The 16,895-nt window shown below is 69.1% G+C and carries 15 protein-coding genes; 8 read left to right on the top strand and 7 right to left on the bottom strand.

Annotated features, from left to right (window positions below):
* The first annotated feature begins 34 nt into the window (after positions 1-34).
* The 5 genes from DIS04_RS04855 (at position 35) to DIS04_RS04835 (ending at position 5,860) form a co-directional block, all read left to right on the top strand.
* Positions 35-1,438 (top strand): ATP-binding protein, encoded by a 1,404-nt coding sequence (locus tag DIS04_RS04855; protein WP_111412786.1) that lies wholly within the window; start codon positions 35-37, stop codon positions 1,436-1,438.
* Between the two features lie 106 nt (positions 1,439-1,544).
* Complete coding sequence (locus DIS04_RS04850; RefSeq protein ID WP_111412551.1) at positions 1,545-2,822, top strand: ABC transporter substrate-binding protein; 1,278 nt, start codon at positions 1,545-1,547, stop codon at positions 2,820-2,822.
* An 85-nt stretch (positions 2,823-2,907) separates the two neighbouring features.
* Positions 2,908-3,840 carry a carbohydrate ABC transporter permease gene (locus DIS04_RS04845; protein WP_111412550.1) on the top strand — a complete coding sequence of 311 codons (933 nt, stop codon included), beginning with the start codon at positions 2,908-2,910 and terminating at the stop codon, positions 3,838-3,840.
* Complete coding sequence (locus DIS04_RS04840) at positions 3,833-4,711, top strand: carbohydrate ABC transporter permease (RefSeq protein ID WP_111412549.1); 879 nt, start codon at positions 3,833-3,835, stop codon at positions 4,709-4,711. Before DIS04_RS04845 ends, DIS04_RS04840 begins: the two co-directional genes overlap by 8 nt.
* Positions 4,712-4,738: 27 nt before the next feature.
* Positions 4,739-5,860 (top strand): ABC transporter ATP-binding protein, encoded by a 1,122-nt coding sequence (locus tag DIS04_RS04835; protein ID WP_111412548.1) that lies wholly within the window; start codon positions 4,739-4,741, stop codon positions 5,858-5,860.
* Positions 5,861-5,913: 53 nt separating this feature from the next.
* Here DIS04_RS04835 and DIS04_RS04830 read toward each other — a convergent pair whose 3' ends face one another.
* The 5 genes from DIS04_RS04830 to DIS04_RS04810 form a co-directional block, all read right to left on the bottom strand.
* Positions 5,914-6,354, bottom strand: coding sequence for a universal stress protein (locus DIS04_RS04830; RefSeq protein WP_111412547.1), 441 nt, complete (start codon positions 6,352-6,354; stop codon positions 5,914-5,916).
* Positions 6,355-6,432: 78 nt separating this feature from the next.
* Positions 6,433-7,506 (bottom strand): YcjF family protein, encoded by a 1,074-nt coding sequence (locus DIS04_RS04825; RefSeq protein ID WP_111412546.1) that lies wholly within the window; start codon positions 7,504-7,506, stop codon positions 6,433-6,435.
* Complete coding sequence (locus DIS04_RS04820; RefSeq protein WP_111412545.1) at positions 7,503-8,894, bottom strand: YcjX family GTP-binding protein; 1,392 nt, start codon at positions 8,892-8,894, stop codon at positions 7,503-7,505. Before DIS04_RS04820 ends, DIS04_RS04825 begins: the two co-directional genes overlap by 4 nt.
* A gap of 26 nt (positions 8,895-8,920) precedes the next feature.
* Positions 8,921-10,099, bottom strand: coding sequence for an MFS transporter (locus tag DIS04_RS04815; RefSeq protein ID WP_111412544.1), 1,179 nt, complete (start codon positions 10,097-10,099; stop codon positions 8,921-8,923).
* A gap of 111 nt (positions 10,100-10,210) precedes the next feature.
* Complete coding sequence (locus DIS04_RS04810; RefSeq protein ID WP_111412543.1) at positions 10,211-10,390, bottom strand: hypothetical protein; 180 nt, start codon at positions 10,388-10,390, stop codon at positions 10,211-10,213.
* Positions 10,391-10,472: 82 nt separating this feature from the next.
* On the opposite strand from DIS04_RS04810, the gene DIS04_RS04805 reads away from it, so the two are divergent.
* From DIS04_RS04805 to katE, 3 genes are all read left to right on the top strand, one after another.
* Positions 10,473-11,027 (top strand): DUF924 family protein, encoded by a 555-nt coding sequence (locus tag DIS04_RS04805; RefSeq protein ID WP_111412542.1) that lies wholly within the window; start codon positions 10,473-10,475, stop codon positions 11,025-11,027.
* Positions 11,028-11,113: 86 nt separating this feature from the next.
* Complete coding sequence (locus tag DIS04_RS04800; RefSeq protein WP_111412541.1) at positions 11,114-11,356, top strand: GlsB/YeaQ/YmgE family stress response membrane protein; 243 nt, start codon at positions 11,114-11,116, stop codon at positions 11,354-11,356.
* A 353-nt stretch (positions 11,357-11,709) separates the two neighbouring features.
* A complete protein-coding gene (gene katE / locus DIS04_RS04795; protein WP_111412540.1) occupies positions 11,710-13,857 on the top strand; it encodes a catalase HPII in 2,148 nt (715 codons plus the stop codon).
* Between the two features lie 78 nt (positions 13,858-13,935).
* Here the strand turns inward: katE and gabT are convergent, their stop codons facing one another.
* Both gabT and DIS04_RS04785 read right to left on the bottom strand, forming a co-directional pair.
* Positions 13,936-15,228, bottom strand: coding sequence for a 4-aminobutyrate--2-oxoglutarate transaminase (gene gabT / locus DIS04_RS04790; protein WP_111412539.1), 1,293 nt, complete (start codon positions 15,226-15,228; stop codon positions 13,936-13,938).
* 31 nt (positions 15,229-15,259) lie between these two features.
* Positions 15,260-16,705: an NAD-dependent succinate-semialdehyde dehydrogenase gene (locus DIS04_RS04785; RefSeq protein WP_111412538.1), complete on the bottom strand. Its 1,446-nt coding sequence runs from the start codon at positions 16,703-16,705 to the stop codon at positions 15,260-15,262.
* Positions 16,706-16,895: the final 190 nt, after the last annotated feature.

Here is a 16,895-nt window from a genome sequence, read left to right as displayed (position 1 = left end):
GCCGCGCACCCTGCGCGGACGCTTCGTGCTGATCATGCTCGTCGGCGTGCTCTCCGCGCAGCTGGCGAGCTATACCGTATGGACCGCCCAGGTGCGCTCCAGCCAGCTCGAGCAGCTCGACGAGCTGTCGCGCAATGTCGCCTACAGCGTGGCCTCGACCATGCGCTTCTTCCGCTCGCTGCCCTACGAGTACCGCCACATCGTGCTCGACCAGCTGCGCAACATGGGCGGCACGCGCTTCTTCGTCAGCGTCAACGAGCGGCGCATCCCGGTGGAGGATGTCGGCTCGGGGGCGGAGAAGGCGCTGGTGGTGGAGAATTTCCACCAGATCCTCACGGCCGAGCTGAACATCGACGATGTGCTGGTGGAGTTCTCGCGGCCCGAGACGCTGCGCGTCTACAACAACGAGGTGCTGCTGCACGACCTGCCGCCGCGCTGGGGCCAGCACAGCCTGCTGATGGAGCCGCTGTCGCCGCCGATCCTGGTGGTGCAGATGGAGCTCGGCCCCGAAACCTGGCTCTACGTGGCCACGCTGCTGCCGGTGCCCGACCTGTTCAACGAGTACCGCTGGCTCTCCGGCGAGCGGCTGCTGGCGAGCCTGATGGTGCTGCTGACGGTGATCGGCCTGTCGCTGCTCGGCATTCGCAGCGTGACCCGGCCGCTGGCCCGGCTGTCGCGGGCGGCGCGTCAGCTCGGCGACGACCTCGATGCGCCGCCGCTGCGCGAGAGCGGGCCGCGCGAGGTGGCCGCCACCGCCACGGCCTTCAACCGCATGCAGGAGCGCATCCGCGACCAGGTCGAGGAGCGCGAACGGCTGTTCTCGGCGATCTCCCACGACCTCAAGACCCCCATCACGCGGATGCGCCTGCGTGCCGAGATGCTCGACGACCCGCGGCAGCGCGAACGCTTCTGCGCCTCGCTCGACGAGCTCGACCTGCTGGTCAAGGGCGCGCTGGCCTCGGTCAAGGGCTTCGACCTGCACGAGGCGGTGGAGCCGGTCGCTCCCCGGGCCGTGCTGGACGAACTGGCGGAGGAGCTGGCGCTGCAGGGCGGCAAGGTCAGCGTGGCGGGGCACGCCGAACCGCTGCCGGTCAAGCCGCTGGCGTTCAAGCGCTGCCTGGCGAACCTGGTGGAGAACGCCGTCTTCTACGGCAAGTGCGCCGAGGTGACGCTGGTCGATGCGCCCGAGCAGCTCTCCATCCTCATTCGCGACCGCGGCCCGGGTATTCCCCAAGCCCTGCACGAACGGGTCTTCGCCCCCTTCGTGCGCCTCGAACCCTCGCGCAGCCGCAATACCGGCGGCAGCGGGCTGGGGCTCGGGATCGCGCGCCATATCGCCCGCGCCCTGGGCGGCGACATCGCGCTCGCCAACGCCCCCGAGGGCGGTCTCGAGGTCACCCTCACCCTGCCGCGTCCGGGAAATGTTACGGCCCTGTAATATGGGTTCAATACTTTGCAGGACTACGTAACCCCCAAGGAGGCCGCTCTCGGTTAGCGTTACTGGCACCCCGGTGCCCACCGGAGTCAATAACAACAGCAGGAGCATGCCGATGCCTACGTTCAAGACCTCGTTCAAGAAGACCGCGCTCGCCCTGGCCACCTCGGTGACCGCGTCGCTGGCCTTCGCCAGCGCCCAGGCGGCGGAGGTGGAAGTGCTGCACTGGTGGACCTCCGGTGGCGAGGCGCGTGCCGCCAACGTGCTCAAGGAGCTGATGGAAGCCGAAGGCTATGGATGGGAGGACTTCGCCGTGGCCGGCGGCGGCGGCGAGACCGCCATGACCGTCCTCAAGTCCCGCGCCATGTCCGGCAATCCTCCCTCGGCGGCCCAGATCAAGGGGCCCGAAATCCAGGAGTGGGGCGAGCTCGGCCTGCTCGGCGAGCTCGACGAGGTGGCCGCGGCGGAGGGCTGGGACGAGCTGCTGCCGGGCACGGTGGCCGAAGTCATGCGCCACGACGGCCAGTACGTGGCGGTGCCGGTCAACGTGCATCGTGTCAACTGGCTATGGGCCAACCCGGAGGTGCTCGAGGCAGCCGGGGTCGAGATGCCGACCACGCTCGACGAGCTGTTCGCCGCCGGCGAGGCGATCCGCGAGGCGGGCTTCATCCCGCTGGCCCATGGCGGCCAGGCGTGGCAGGACGCGACCGTGTTCGAGAGCGTGCTGCTGGCCACCGGCGGCACCGCGTTCTACCAGCAGGCGCTGGTCGACCTGGACCCCGAGGCGCTGGGCGGCGAGCAGATGGTCGAGGCGCTTACGACCTTCAAGCGCCTGCGCGAGCTGATGGACGACGACATGTCGGGCCGCGACTGGAACATCGCCACCTCGATGGTCATCGAAGGCTCCGCCGGCATGCAGCTGATGGGCGACTGGGCCAAGGGCGAGTTCACCGCCGCCGGGCTCACCGCCGGCGAGGACTACCTGTGCGCCGCCGCGCCGGGCACCCAGGACGCCTTCACCTTCAACATCGACAGCCTGGCCATGTTCCGCGTCGAGGGCGAAGAGCGCGAGGCCCAGCACGCCCTGGCGCGGCTGGTGCTGGAGCCGACCTTCCAGGAGGCCTTCAACCTGGCCAAGGGGTCGATCCCGGCGCGCCCCGACCTCGACATGAGCGAGTTCGACTCGTGCGCCCGGCAGTCGCTCGACGACTTCCAGCGCACCGCCGAGGAGGGCGGCCTGGTGCCCAGCATGGCCCACGGCATGGCCGTGCGCGCCGATGTCCAGGGCGCCATCTTCGACGTCGTGACCAACTACTTCAACTCGCGTGACATGGCCGCCGAGGAGGCCGCCCGGCGGATGGTGAACGCCGCCCAGGCCGCCCTGTAACCGTCGCCGAACGAGGGGCCGGGCCCGGGTCGCTCTCCCGCCCCGGCCCCTCGCCGGCACGCCGCCCATGTCCGAGGTTTCCGCTATGTCCCTGACCAGTCCCGCGGCGCAGCCGGCCGCCGCTTCCGGCTCCCGGCGCAGCCATGCCGGCCTGCTCCAGGCCTGGCTGCCCAAGCTGGTGCTGGCGCCGTCGGTCGCCATCTCGCTGCTCTTCGTCTACGGCTTCATGCTGTGGACCTTCATTCTCTCGTTGACCAACTCGCGCATGCTGCCCAGCTACGAGTTCGTCGGCTTCGGCCAGTACGCCCGGCTGATGGCCAACGACCGCTGGTGGGTGGCGTCCACCAACCTGGTGCTGTTCGGCGGCCTGTTCGTGGCGATCTGCCTGGTGCTGGGGCTGCTGCTGGCGATCCTGCTCGACCAGCGTATCCGCCAGGAGGGGGCGCTGCGCACCGTCTACCTCTACCCCATGGCGCTGTCGTTCATCGTCACCGGCGTGGTGTGGAAGTGGCTGCTCAACCCCGGCCTCGGTGTCCAGGCCATGGTGCGCGGCTGGGGCTTCGAGAACTTCCGCTTCGACTGGATCACCGACCCCGACATGGCCGTCTACACCCTGGTGATCGCCGCGGTGTGGCAGGCCTCGGGCTTCGTCATGGCGCTGTTCCTCGCCGGACTGCGCGGCATCGACGACAGTATCGTCAAGGCCGCCCAGCTCGACGGCGCCAGCCTGCCGCGCATCTACTGGCGGGTGGTGATCCCGTGCCTGCGCCCGGTGGTGTTCAGCGCGGTGATGATCCTCTCGCACATCGCCATCAAGAGCTTCGACCTGGTGGTGGCGCTCACCGGCGGCGGGCCGGGCTACGCCTCCGACCTGCCGGCCACCTTCATGTACGCCCATGCCTTCACCCGGGCGCAGATCGGGCTGGGGTCGGCCAGCGCCATGCTGATGCTGGGCGGTGTGCTGGCGATCCTGATTCCCTACCTCTACTCCGAGCTGAGGAACCGACGCCATGGCTGACCCGATTCGACGCCGCACCCTCGGCGCGCGGCTGGCGCGTGCCGTTCTGTACACCGTGCTGCTGCTGGCCGCGCTGTTCTACCTGCTGCCGCTGGCGGTGATGCTGATCACCTCGCTCAAGCCGCTGGCCGAGATCACCCCCGGCACGCTGCTCTCGCTGCCCCGGGAGCCGACGCTGGCGCCCTGGGCCAAGGCCTGGGGCGAGGCCTGCACCGGCATGCGTTGCGAGGGCGTGGGGGTCTACTTCTTCAACTCCATCGCCATCGTGGTACCCGCCGTGCTGGTTTCCACCATCGTCGGCGCGCTCAACGGCTATGCCCTGACCAAGTGGCGCTTCAAGGGCTCGGAGCTGCTCTTCGCGCTGATGCTGTTCGGCTGCTTCATCCCGTTCCAGGTCGTGCTGCTGCCGATGGCGCAGACGCTGGGCTGGCTGGGGCTGTCGAGTTCGCGGGCGGGTCTGATCCTGGTCCACGTGATCTTCGGCATCGCCTTCACCACGCTGTTCTTCCGCAACTTCTACGTCGCCGTGCCCACCGAGCTGGTATCGGCGGCGAAGCTCGACGGCGCCGGCTTCTTCCGCATCTTCTGGCGCATCCTGCTGCCGGTCTCGGCGCCGATCGTCGTGGTCACGGTGATCTGGCAGTTCACCCAGATCTGGAACGACTTCCTGTTCGGCGTGGCCTTCTCGGCCCACGACACCCAGCCGGTGACGGTGGCGCTCAACAACCTGGTCAACACCTCCACCGGGGTGCGCGAGTACAACGTCGACATGGCGGCGGCGATGATCGCCGCGCTGCCCACGCTGATCGTCTACGTCCTGGCGGGAAAATACTTCGTCCGCGGCCTCACGGCCGGCTCGGTCAAGGGCTGAGCAACCGAACTACGAGAGGGTATCGACATGGCAGCGCTGGAAATCAACAACGTATGCAAGGATTTCGGCAGCGAGCAGGTGCTCAAGGACGTGAGCCTGGCAATCGACTCGGGGGAATTCCTGATCCTGGTGGGCCCCTCGGGCTGCGGCAAGTCGACCCTGATGAACGCCATTGCCGGGCTCGAGCCGGTCACCTCCGGCGAGATCCGCATCGCCGGCGAGGACGTCACCTGGCAGACCCCGGCGGAGCGTGACATCGCCATGGTGTTCCAGTCCTACGCGCTCTACCCGAGCATGACGGTGCGCCAGAACATCAGCTTCGGCCTGGAGATGCGCAAGGTGCCTAGGGCCGAGCGCGAGGCCGCCGTGGAGCGGGTCGCCGACCTGCTGCAGATCTCGCACCTGCTCGAGCGCAAGCCCTCGCAGCTCTCGGGCGGCCAGCGTCAGCGGGTCGCCATGGGCCGGGCGCTGGCCCGCGAGCCCAAGGTCTACCTGTTCGACGAGCCGCTCTCCAACCTCGACGCCAAGCTGCGCGTCGACATGCGCACCGAGATCAAGAAGCTGCACCAGCGCCTGGGCACCACCATCGTCTACGTCACCCACGACCAGATCGAGGCGATGACGCTGGCCGACTGCATCGCGGTGATGCGCGACGGTCGCATTCTCCAGCTCGGCTCGCCCGACGAGGTCTACAACGATCCGGTCGACCTGTTCGTGGCCGGCTTCATGGGCTCGCCGTCGATGAACTTCATCGCCGCCACCCTGGAGGGCGAGAGTGATGCGTATCGGCTGCGGGTGGCTACGCCGGGAGAGGAGGCGCTGGTGCTGCCCTGGCCGCGCGAGCGCGAAACCGCGGCCATGGCCGGGCGGATCGGAGAGACCGTGACCCTGGGGCTGCGCCCCGAGCACTTCGCCGAGGACGACGCGCGGCTCGGCGAGTTCAGCGAAGGGGTGGCGTTCACGCCGCGCATCAGCGTGGTGGAGCCCACCGGGGCGGATATCCTGCTGCAGCTCAAGCTCGGCGAGGGCGAGGCCACGGCGCGGGTCGGGCCCAAGTGCCGGGTCAAGGCGGGCGAGCGGCTGACGCTGCGCGTCGACATGGGGCGCGCGGTGCTGTTCGATCCGACCACGGAGCAGCGCCTGGCCTGAGCCGGCGCCGCGAAAGGCCGCCGACACGGGTCGGCGGCCTGCCGGCCGACCGCTCAGCGAACGGTGATCACGGTACACTCGGCGACGTGGCTGACCTTGTGCGACACGCTGCCGACCACCAGCCCGCGCAGGTCGCTCAGGCCGCGGCTGCCCATGACGATGGCCTCGACACCGCGTCGGCGCGCCTCGCTGACGATGGCGCGGGCCGGGTCGCCCTGGCCGACCACCGTCTCGACGTGCTGGATGCCCTTGGCCCGCGCCGCCTCGGCGGCCTTGTCGACCACCTGCCGGCCGATGTCCTCGCGCTCCTGGCGGGAGGCCTCGATGGCGATGGCGCCGATGCCCCACACCAGCGTCGTCTCGTGGGTGAGCTCCTCGGGGATGTGCAGCACGTGCAGGGTAGTATCGGCCGGGTTGGCCAGCTGGCAGGCGACGTCGAGGGCCTTCTTCGCGCCCTCGGAGCCGTCGACGGGGACCAGGATGGACTTGAACATGACGCTTTCCTCATGACGCAGTGGAACGATCCGTATTCACGAGCCTAGCCGCTTGGCACGGTGGCGTCATGACCCCGGTCAAGCATTCGGCCGATTGCCGTTCACCTGGCGGGTTTCCTCGAGCCGGCGCAGCTGCTGCCAGAGTTCGCTGCGCAGGTCGGCCATGCGCGGCGCCTCGTCTTCGGCGAAGACCAGCGGGCGGGTCAGGCGCAGGGTACGCAGGCCGAGGCGGGCGCTCAGCAGGCCCACCCCCATGCCCTGGCCGGCACGCGCCGAGAGGCGGCCGGCCAGGTTCAGCGAGAGCAGCTCCATGCCGGCATCGCCGGCCATCTCGGTGGCGCCGGCGAAGGCCATGTTGTAGAGCACGTTGCGCAGCAGGCGCAGGCGGCTGGCGTAGCCGAGCTCCAGCCCGTAGAGGCGGCAGATGCGGTCGATCATGGCCAGGCTGCGCCACGCCACCAGCAACATGTCGACCAGCGTCAGCGGGCTGATCGCCACCATTACCGCCGTCTCGCCGGCCATGCGCGAGATCAGCCGCCGGGCCTGGCGATCGCGCGGGGCCAGCAGGTGGTGGGCCAGCAGCTGCTGCACCTCCGCCCCGGCGTGGTGCGGCTCGCGGGCGGCGAGGAAGGCCTGCCAGTGGGGGTGGTCGTCGTCGAGCCCGAGCTGGCGCTTGAGCACCCGGGCCAGTTCGAGCGCTTCCCGGGCATCGGCCCGAGGCAGCGTCGCCAGCCGGCTGCGCAGGGCGTCGTGACGCTTCAGGCGGCGTAGCCGCCAGGCCTCGCGCACGAGCGCGCCGGCTCCCAGGGCGATGGCGCCGAGCCCCAGCAGGTGCCAGCCGCCGCTGAGCCAGTCGCCACCGAGCAGCGCTTCAGGCAGTTGCATGACCATTTCGGCCGTGCCCAGCGCAATGCCGCCGCCGAGCAGGGCGAGTAGCCCCCAGCGGCGCTTGCGCGGGCGGCCGAGGCTGGCCTCCAGGTCGCGCTCGGCGCGGCTCGCCGGGGGCTCCTCCACGGGGCGCGTGGGCAGCTGGCTGTCGAAATCGAGGCGGGGTCGCGGCGGCTCGACGCCCGGCGAGACCGGCTCGTCGAGGGTGAAGCGGCGGGCCGGCCGCGGGCCGTCGCCCTGTGGCTCATGACGAGGGTCGCTCATTGCAGCTTGTCTCCGATCAGCCAGTCCAGCGCGGCATCGAGGCGGATATGAGGCAGCGCGCCGCCCTCCCGCGCGGCGGGGCGAAAGGCGCGGAAATCGAAGCCCTGGCGGGCCCAGAACTCGCCCTCGGGCAGCCTGGCGGGCACCTCGCCGGGGAATACCAGTACCTCCTCGCCCTCCAGGGTGGTGCCGCGCAGGGCCGGCGTGCGTTCGCCCTTGTGCGACACTTCGTGCGCCTCGGTGGCGCGGATCGCCGCCAGCGACAGCGCCTTGACCGGTACGTTGGCGTAGCGCAGGTCCTGCAACGGCTCGGCGAGCAGGGCCTCGAGCAGGGCGGTCAGGTTGGCGTGCTGCTCCGGGGTGACGTGGTCGGCCTTGGTCGCGGCGATCGCCAGCCTGTCGATGCGCGGTGCGAACAACCGCGAGAGCAGGCTGCGCTTGCCGTAGTCGAAACTCTGCATCAGCGTGGCCAGCGCCTGGGACAGATCCTCGAAGCGCTCGGGGCCGGCATTGAGCGCGCCAAGCACGTCGACCAGCACGATCTGGCGGTCGAAGCGGCGGAAGTGGTCGCGGTAGAAGGGGCGCACGATACGCTGCTGGTAATGGCGAAAGCGCGCCGCCAGGGTGGCGTAGACGCTCTCCCGCGGCAGCTTGGAAAGCGCGGCATCGTCGGCATCGGCCAGCGCCGGCAGCGGGAAGAACTGCAGCACCGGGGCACCCTCCAGGTCGCCCGGCAGCAGGAAGCGGCCCGGCTGCAGGTTGGCGAAGCCCGCCTCGCGGGCCGTCTGCAGGCTACGGGCATAGAGCGCGGCGATGTCCGCGAGCTCGGCCTCGTTGGCCTCGGCGGCGGGGTCGAGCCTGGCAGCGGCATGCTCCCACTCGGCCAGCAGGGCGCGGCGCTGCTCGCCGGCGCCGGCCAGCATGGCGCGGCTCCAGCCCGGGTAGTCATGGCCCAGCAGGGGCAGGTCGAGCAGCCACTCGCCGGGATAGTCGAACAGGTCGAGGCTGAGCTCGGCGGTTTCGCTGCGTAGCAGGCCGCGCCGCGCCGGGCGGTAACGGATCGACAGGCGCAGCTCGCTGATGCCGCGGGTCGGTTCGGGCCAGCGCGGCGGCTCGGCGTCGAGCGCCGTCATGGCCTGGTCGTAGGGGAAGCGCGGCACCCCCAGGTCGGGCTGGCTGACCCGGCGGGCGCCCAGCAGGCGCCCCTGGCGGGCCGCCGGCATCAGGTCGAGGCGCGCCTCGAGGCCGGCGTGGCGCAGCTGGTTGACCAGCGAGGTGAGGAAGGCGGTCTTGCCCGAGCGCGACAGCCCGGTGACCGCCAGGCGCAGCTGGCGGTCGCGGCCGCGTTCGACCAGGTTGGTCAGCTCCCGTGTGAGCGACTGGCGCATCGATGAGGCATCCCTTCACAGCAGTGTCAGCCGCTAATGTGAGGGTCTTGGCGGCGTCTGGCAAGGCGCTGCCAGGCCAGCAGCGCGAGAGGTACCAGCGACAGCGGCACCAGCACGGCGTTGAGCAGCGTCCAGCCGAGCAGGTTGACCAGCGGGCCCGCCAGCAGCGCGGTGACGGCCACGGTGGTGAAGACCAGAAACTCGTTGGCGGCCTGGGTGCGGGCCTTCTCCGCCGGCCGGTAGGCCTCGGTGAGCAGGCCGGTGGCCGGCAGGAAGGTGAAGTTCCAGCCCAGACCGAGCAGTACCAGCGCCACGTGGAAGCCCGTCACGCCGGCCTCGACCTGGGCGGCCAGGCCGCTCGCCGCCAGCAGCGCGCAGCCCGCGGCGATCATGCGCGGCGCGCCGAAGCGCGCGGTCAGGTGGCCGGTGGCGAACGAGGGCAGGAACATCGCCAGCACGTGCCACTGGATCGTGGTGGCGACGTGATCGAAGTGGTGGCCGGCGCCGGACATCGCCAGCGGCGTGGCGGTCATCGCCAGGTTCATCACGCCGTAGCCGATCAGCGCCGAGAGCACCGCCACCAGGAACACCGGCTGGCGCACGATCTCGCCGAGCGGCCGCGGCCGGCCCTCGCCGTGGGTCGTCTCGGGCGGCGGCAGGCGGGTCGCCAGCAGCACCAGCAGTGCCACCAGGTAGAGCGCCCCCAGGCCGAGGAAGCTGCCGAGGAAAGGGGTGGTGGCCGCCTCGCGGCTGATGCGCGCCAGCCACGGGCCGAAGAAGGCCGCCAGCACGCCGCCGCCCATGACCAGGCCGATGGCGCGGTCGCGCAGCGCCAGGGGCGCGGCTTCCACCGCGGCGAAGCGGTAGAGCTGGCCGAAGCCGATGCCGATGCCGATCAGCCAGGTGCCCAGCATGAACGGGAAGAAGGCCTCGGCCACCAGGGCCTGGGCGGCCACCGCCACGCCGATGAGGCCCAGCAGGTTGCCCAGCAGGAAGCCGCGCTTGCGCCCCAGTCGCGCCATGATCAGCGAGGCGGGAATGGTGGCGCACATCAGCCCCAGCCACTGGGTGGCGACCGGCGCCGTGGACCAGGCCGGGTCGGGCGCGAGGCGCGCGCCGATCAGCGGCGAAACCGCGATCAGCAGGATGTTGCCGCTCACCAGCAGCGCCTGGCACAGCGACAGCAGCATCACGTTGAAGGGCATGGCGTTCTCCGGGGTATCAGCGCGTTTCGTGGACAGGGCTGGCCGATCCCAGCCAGTCTCCATCCGGCAGGGAGACATTGGCAACGGCCGGCTTTCGCATCGGCTGCTGGCTTACCGGGCCAGCAGCCACTGGCCCCAGATCGGTATCGTGGCAACCAGGAAGCCCAGCCCGGCCAGGGCATGGCCCGGCCAGCGCTTCTCCAGGCGCTGGGCGAGCGTCAGGCCGACGAGGCAGATCACCAGGCCGACGAGATTGAAGACGAAGGCGAACATGCCGAGCATGGGCGTCATGGCAGCTCCCGTGGCGCGTGAAGGGTGAAAAGTGCGAAGCTCAGGGGCATGATATCAGCAGCCCACGCGACGAGGACACGACATGGACGCGAGACTGCCCGGCCGCGACGCGGTCATCGCCTTCTGGTTCGAGGAGCTCGAGCCGGCCCAGTGGTTTCGCAAGGATACCGAGCTCGATGGCACGATCCGCGAGCGCTTCGCCGCGTTGCATGGCGCGGCGGCGGCCGGCGAGCTGTGGGGGTGGCGCACCACGCCCCGGGGAAGGCTGGCCGAGATCCTGGTGCTGGATCAGTTCTCGCGCAACCTCTACCGCGACGATCCGCGCGCCTTCGCCCAGGACGCCATGGCGCTGGCGCTGGCCCAGGAGGTCGTGGCCCGGGGCTGCGACCTCGAGCTGGAGATCGACTGGCGTCGTTTTTTCTACCTGCCCTACATGCACAGCGAGTCGCTGGTCATCCACGACGAGGCGTTGCGGCTGTTCGACCAGCCCGGGCTCGAGGACAACCTGCGCTACGAGCACCTGCACCGCGACATCCTGCGGCGCTTCGGCCGCTATCCGCACCGCAACGCCATCCTCGGCCGCAGGTCGAGCGAAGAGGAGCTGGCCTTCCTGGAGCAGCCCGGCTCGTCATTCTGAGCTACGCTGGGCAGGAAAGCCGCGCTTGAGCGCCATCTAGGTCCCCCGCGGGGGCGAGTTTCGATCAAAGGGAAAGGAGAGACGACATGGGACTTATCGCCTGGCTGATCATCGGTGGGCTGGCGGGCTGGATCGCCGGCAACATCATGCGCGGCGGCGGCTTCGGCATCCTGCCCAACATCGGCGTGGGCATCGTGGGGGCGGTGATCGGCGGTTTCCTGTTCCGCCTGCTGGGGCTCCAGGCCGGCGGCTTCATCGGCTCGCTGGTCACGGCCACGGTGGGGGCGGTGGTGCTGCTGTGGATCATTTCCAAGGTCAGACAGCGCTAGCCGTAATGCCTCGATGGGGAAGCTGGCGGCCCGGGCGATGCCCGGGCCGCTTCGCGTGTGCTCGTCGCTTCAGAAAGTGCAGCTGCCGTCCACCACCGCGACCGGATCGACGGGCCTCTCGTGGGCCTCGTCATCAAGCCGCCGCGCCTATTGATAGCGACCGCGGCGGAAGCGAGCAGAAGCCGATTAACGTTTCCTTTTGTTCCCATAGCCTGGGCTGATTGGCGCTCGTGAGGGGCGTGGCTACCTTGTCAACGATGCCGGACGAACGAGGCCGCCGGGCCGCGATGGCCGCAGGCGGGTGAACCAGCCGCGCAGGGAGATGGATCGATACCGCCCGAAGGAGTAGCAGCATGGCGAACAACCCCCACACCACGCCCAACAGCGGCCAAGCCAACGACACCGACTTCAAGACCACCGAACGCAGCAAGTCGGAGCAGCTCGAGAGATACCGCAGCGACGCCACCGGTCACGACCTGCGCACCAACCACGGCGCACGCATCGCCGACAACCACAACTCGCTGAAGGCGGGAGAACGCGGGCCGACGCTGCTCGAGGACTTCGTCTTCCGCGAGAAACTCAACCACTTCGACAACGAGCGCATCCCCGAACGTATCGTCCATGCCCGCGGAGCCGCGGCCCACGGCCATTTCCAGCCCTATGACGAGGCCGCGCGGTTCTCCAAGGCGGGCTTGTTCCAGGACCCCAAGAAGAAGACGCCGGTGTTCGTGCGCTTCTCCACCGTGCAGGGCGCTCGCGGTTCCAACGACACCGTGCGCGACGTGCGCGGCTTCGCCACCAAGTTCTATACCGACGAGGGCAACTGGGACCTGGTGGGGAACAACATGCCGGTGTTCTTCATCCAGGATGCGATCAAGTTTCCCGATTTCGTGCATGCGGTGAAGCCCGAGCCGCACAACGAGATCCCCCAGGGCCAATCCGCCCACGATACCTTCTGGGATTTCGTCTCGCTGATGCCGGAATCGACCCACATGGTGCTGTGGACCATGTCGGACCGCGCCTTCCCGCGCCACTACCGCAACATGGAGGGCTTCGGCGTGCATACCTTCCGCCTGATCGACAGGCAGGGCAAGGCGCGCTTCGCCAAGTTCCACTGGAAGCCGCTGGCGGGTACCTGCTCGCTGATCTGGGACGAGGCGCAGAAGCTGTGGGGCCGCGACCCCGACTTCAATCGCCGCATGATGTGGGAGGACATCGAGAACGGCGACTTCCTCGAATTCGAACTCGGCATCCAGGTAGTGGAAGAGGAGGACGAACACCGGTTCGACTTCGATCTCCTCGATCCGACCAAGCTCATCCCCGAGGAATTGGTGCCGGTCACGCCCATCGGCAAGATGGTGCTCGACCGCAACCCCGACAACTATTTTGCCGAGACCGAGCAGGTCGCCTTCAACCCGGCCCACGTGGTGCCGGGCATCGATTTCAGCAACGATCCGCTGCTGCAGGGCCGGCTGTTCTCCTACCTGGACACCCAGATGCTGCGCCTGGGCGGACCCAACTTCAACGAGCTGCCCATCAACCAGCCGGTGTGCCCGTTCCACAACAACCAGCGCGACGCGATGCACCGCCAGACCATCAACAAGGGCCAGGCCTCCTACGAGCCCAACTCCATCGACGGCGGCTGGCCCAGCGAGACCCCGGCGGGGCCGGAGAACGGTGGCTTCGAGTCCCACTACGAGCGCATCGACGCGCACAAGATCCGTGCCCGCAGCCCCTCGTTCGGCGACCACTACTCCCAGGCCACGCTGTTCTGGAACAGCCAGACCGAGGTGGAGAAGGAGCACATCATCGCCGCCTATACCTTCGAGCTATCCAAGGTGCAGCGACCCTGGATCCGCGAGCGGGTGATCCGGGAGATCCTGCCCAACATCGACCTGGAGCTGGCCCGTCGTGTCGGCGAGAACCACGGGATCGAGGCGCCGACGCAGAAGCCGGCCGCGCCCGAGGAGCTGGGCGCGAGCTCCCAGCTCGAGTCGCCGGCACTGAGCCTGATGGCGCGCCTGCCCGGCAACATCCGCTACCGCAAGGTGGCGATCCTGGTCGCCGACGGCGTCGCCGCCGACCAGGTCGAGGCGCTCAAGAAGCAGCTCGAGGCCGAGGGCGCCCAGGGCATGGTGATCGCACCCAGCATGTCGCCGGTCCGGGCCGCGAACGGCAAGCACGTGACTCCCGATGCCATGCTCAACGGCATGCCCTCGGTGGCGGTGGATGCGGTGTTCGTGCCCGGCGGCCGCGACAGCGTGGATGCGCTGGCCCGGTCGGGGCAGGGGCGCTACTACGTGCAGGAGGCCTACAAGCATCTCAAGGCGATCGCCGCCGCCGGCGAGGGCAAGCTGCTGCTGGATGCGGCGGACGTGCCCACCGGCGAGGGCGTGCTGACCGGCGCCTCGGTGGACGAGGTGTTTCCCCCGCTGCGCGAAGCCATGGGGCAGCATCGGGTTTGGGCGAGAGACGCTCAAGCGAATGACATGCCCGCATGACTTCCAGCGCTGATACGGCATGAACGAAAACGCCCGCCGGCATCGACTGCCGGCGGGCGTGTTTCGCTGCAAGAAAGGTCAGGCGGTGGCCTTGCTGCCGACCAGCTCCTTGAGCGCGGCCTCGACGATGTCCAGGCCCTCCTCGAGGATCTCGTCCTCGATGGTCACCGGCATCAGGAAGCGGATGGTGTTGCCGTAGAGGCCGCAGGAGAGCAGGATCAACCCCATCTCGCGCGCCTTCTTGCACAGCGCGCCGGCCAGGTCGGCGTCGGGTGTGTGCTTGCTCTTGTCCGAGACCAGGTCGATGGCCGCCATGGCGCCCATGTGGCGGGCATTGTCGACGCAGTCGAAGTCGCTCTGCCACTGGGCGAAGCGCTTGGCCAGCTTGTCGCCGAGGGCCTGGCTCTTCTCGAGGATTCTCTCCTCCTCGAAGACGTCGAGCACGGCCAGGGTGGCGGCGCAGGAGAGCGGGTTGCCGGTGTAGGTGCCGCCCAGCGAGTTGGGGCCGGAGGCGTCCATCACCCGGTCGGTGCCCACCACGGCGGAGATCGGCATGCCGTCGGCCATGCTCTTGGCCATGGTGATGATGTCCGGCTCGACGCCGCTGTGCTCGATGGCGAACAGCTTGCCGGTACGGCCGAAGCCCGACTGCACCTCGTCGATGATCATCAGCATGCCGTGCTCGTCGCAGATCTCGCGGATCGCCTTGAGGAAGCTGGCGGGGGCGGGGTAGAAGCCGCCTTCGCCGAGCACCGGCTCGAGCACGATGGCCGCGGTGTCGCGGGGGTTGGCGTCGGTCTTGATCGCCATCTTCAGGCCGCGCAGCGCCTCGTCCTCGCTGACGCCGTGGTAGGGCACGGGGAAGGGAGCGCGAAAGACGTTGCCCGGCATGCTGCCGAAGTCGGTGGCGTAGGGCGCGACCTTGCCGTTCATGGCCATGGTCATGAAGGTTCGGCCGTGGTAGCCGCCGTCGAAGCAGATGACGTTGTTCTTGCCGGTGGCGGCGCGGGCGATCTTGACCGCGTTCTCCAGCGCCTCGGCGCCGGAATTGGCCAGCATTACCTTGGCGTGGCCGCGCACGGGGGTGACCTGGCTCAGGCGTTCGGCCACCTTGACGTAGCCTTCATACGGCATCACGGTCTGGCAGGTGTGCATCAGCTTGTCGAGCTGGGCCTTGACCGCCGCCACCACCTTGGGGTGGCGATGACCGATGTTGAGCACGCCGATACCCCCGGCGAAGTCGATGATCCGGTTGCCGTCGGCGTCCCAGATCAGCGCGTTCTCGGCGCGATCCGCGAACTGGGTGGCAGGGCTCGCGGCGCCGTTGGCGACGTAGCGCTGCTTGAGTTCATTGAGCTGTGCGTTGTTCATCTAGGCCTCCATGGAAAGTCGCTGCTGTCGATCACAGTCCGCCGACACAAACGTATTTTAGTTCAGTGAATTCATCCAGGCCGTGGTGGGAACCTTCGCGCCCCAGGCCGGACTCCTTGACGCCGCCGAAGGGGGCGAGCTCGGTGGAGAGAATCCCTTCGTTGACGGCCACCATGCCATACTCCAGGCCCTCCATGACATGCCAGATACGGCGATAGTCGCGGGCGTAGAAGTACGCCGCCAGGCCGAACTCCGTGGCATTGGCCATGGCGATGGCCTCGTCGTCGCTGTCGAAGCGAAATACCGCCGCCAGCGGGCCGAAGGTCTCTTCCGTGGCCACGCGCATCTCGTCGGTGACGTCGGCGATCACGGTGGGCTGGAAGAAGGTGCCGCCCAGCGCGTGAGGCTCGCCGCCGCAGACCAGGCGGCCGCCCTTGGCCAGGGCGTCGGCGATGTGCGACTGCACCTTGTCCACGGCGGCCTGGTTGATCAGTGGCCCCTGCATCACGCCGTCGTCCAGGCCGTTGCCGACCTTCAGCTCGGCGACGCGCCGGGTCAGTTTCTCCAGGAAGGCGTCGTAGACGCCGGCCTGCACCAGCAGGCGGTTGGTGCAGACGCAGGTCTGGCCGGAGTTGCGGTACTTGGAGGCCACCGCGCCTTCCACCGCGGCGTCCAGGTCGGCGTCGTCGAAGACGATGAAGGGGGCGTTGCCGCCGAGCTCCATGGAAGCCTTCTTGACCGTGCCGGCACACTGGGCGAGCAGGGTCTTGCCCACCGCGGTGGAGCCGGTGAAGGAGACTTTGCGCACCCGCGGATCGCCGGTCAGCACGTCGCCGATCGCCGCGGGGCGGCTCGCCGTGACCACGTTGAGCACCCCGGCGGGGAAGCCGACGTCCTCGGCCAGCTTGGCCAGCGCCAGGGCGGTCAGCGGCGTGGCCTCGGCCGGCTTGATCACCACCGGGCAGCCGGCGGCCAGCGCCGGCGCGCACTTGCGCGTGATCATCGCCAGCGGGAAGTTCCACGGGGTGATGGCCGCCACCACGCCGATCGGTTCGCGAAAGACCAGGATGCGCTTGTCGGCGCCATGGCTGGGCAGGGTCTCGCCCGCCATGCGCTTGGCCTCCTCGGCGTAGAACTCGACGAACGATGCGCCGTAGGCGACCTCGCCGCGAGACTCCGTCAGCGGCTTGCCCTGCTCCCGGGTCATCAGCCGCGCCAGCGGCTCCTGGTGGGTCATGATGGCATCGAACCAGGCGCGCAGCAGGGCGGCGCGCTGCTTGGCCGGCTGGCGGCGCCAGGCCGGCCAGGCCGCCTCCGCCGCCGCCACGGCATCGCGCGCGTCGTCTGCGGTCAAGTCCGGCACGCTGGCCAGCGTCTCGCCGCTGGCGGGGTCGGTCACGCTGAAACGGCGCTCGGCGTCGCGCCACTGGCCACCGATGTAGGCCTTGTCGATGACGATATCGGCAGGGAGAGTCATGGGTTTCTCCACGGAATGGTTATCTTGTTTGACGAGTGTGCATTATTTAAAACGCCGCGCCAAGCCTCCCATTGACGCGGGGCGAGGCTTTTTTGCCGCCTTGAGCCATCGGCGTGGGCCGCGCTTTCCGTTACACTAGGCGCCGATTTCCTTTGGTGCGGCAGCGCCGCGCCTTTGTCTCCGCTGGTTG

It is taken from the genome of Billgrantia lactosivorans, assembly GCF_003254665.1.
Lineage (GTDB): Bacteria > Pseudomonadota > Gammaproteobacteria > Pseudomonadales > Halomonadaceae > Halomonas > Halomonas lactosivorans.
The sequence above is the reverse complement of the archived record's forward strand: the minus strand, read 5'-3'. Positions and strand labels throughout refer to the sequence as shown.